General features: G+C 66.2%; 1 protein-coding gene. It reads right to left on the bottom strand.

Translation table 11 applies throughout. The annotated features are described in order from the left end of the window. Positions 1 to 273: 273 nt before the first annotated feature. Positions 274 to 759, bottom strand: coding sequence for an ATP-binding protein (locus ABZ070_RS37475; RefSeq protein WP_356640690.1), 486 nt, complete (start codon positions 757 to 759; stop codon positions 274 to 276). Positions 760 to 1,122 lie beyond the last annotated feature (363 nt).

Genomic DNA, 1,122 nt, shown 5'->3' on the forward strand with positions numbered 1-1,122 from the left:
GGCCTGCGCCAGATCCAGCACTGCAGTCAGATCGTCGACGGATGCCTCACCGCGACCGGCCTCACACTGACGACACCACGCTTACAACCTCAGTAGAGCGCGACGGACACTGCTTCACCCAGGCGCCCCCGATCACCCAGCCGGCATGAACCGTCCGCGCCTTCTCGACGGGGCCAGGACACCTTGACAACCACATTGGGAATCACTTGGCCGCTCGGAAGAACAGGGCCCACTCGGCGGGACACCATCATGCGGCGGCTGGCGGTTGTGGGTTCAGGCGGCTGCGTGCAGGCGTGCCCAGTGGGTGGTGCCGCCGGGGTGGGTGCTCATGCCGTGGGCTTCCGCGAGGGCGCTGATGATGGTGATGCCGCGGCCGTGTTCGTCGTCGGCGCAGGAGGTGGTCCAGGCGCCGTCGTGCTGGGCGGTGCCGCCGTCGCTGACGCCGACCCAGACCCTGCTGCCGGTGTGCGCGCGGTGCAGATGAAGGGCCAGGGGCGGCTGGGCGTGCTCGACGGCGTTGGTGACCAGTTCGGAGACCACCAGCAGTACCGCATCCACATCCTCTGCGGCGATCTGCCAGTCCCTGAGCGCGGCACCCGCCACCTGCCGGGCAGCGGCTGCTGCCTCGGGCCGGTGTTCCAGCGCCTGGGTCACATCGCCATGGTTGTCGGCGGGCCGGGGCGCATCGCTGATCAGGCGAGCCCTGATGGGCTCCTTGACGGTGAGGGATGGGGCGGTGGCGTTGAGAAGGACACGCATGGCCAAGCTCCACTTCCCGGACTCAGTGTGCGGGACCCGATTCTGGGCGCACCGCCTGTCGTATCCCGATCTAAACGCGCCACCTCCGTTAATGACAATTCTGTTGGCGTAAGGCGCATCACTCGAATCGCAACCAAGATCCAAAATATCGGATATGAGCGCATACCCCACGTGTTTCCTGAAGCCGGCTCGAGGAGGCGGGCGTACGGTTTGACGGTGTCAGGGCCAGGTTGAGTCGGGTCCAATCCATAACGTCCTCGTGCGTGATTAGTAGGGCTTGGTCAGGTCGGTATGGATGCGGGTATGTCGCGGTGGCAGGTGGGGCAGGCGCCGGCCCAGGTGGCGAGGAGCGATTGAAGCTCG

Origin of the sequence: Streptomyces sp. NPDC006283, assembly GCF_040613325.1 — a bacterium.
Lineage (GTDB): Bacteria > Actinomycetota > Actinomycetes > Streptomycetales > Streptomycetaceae > Streptomyces.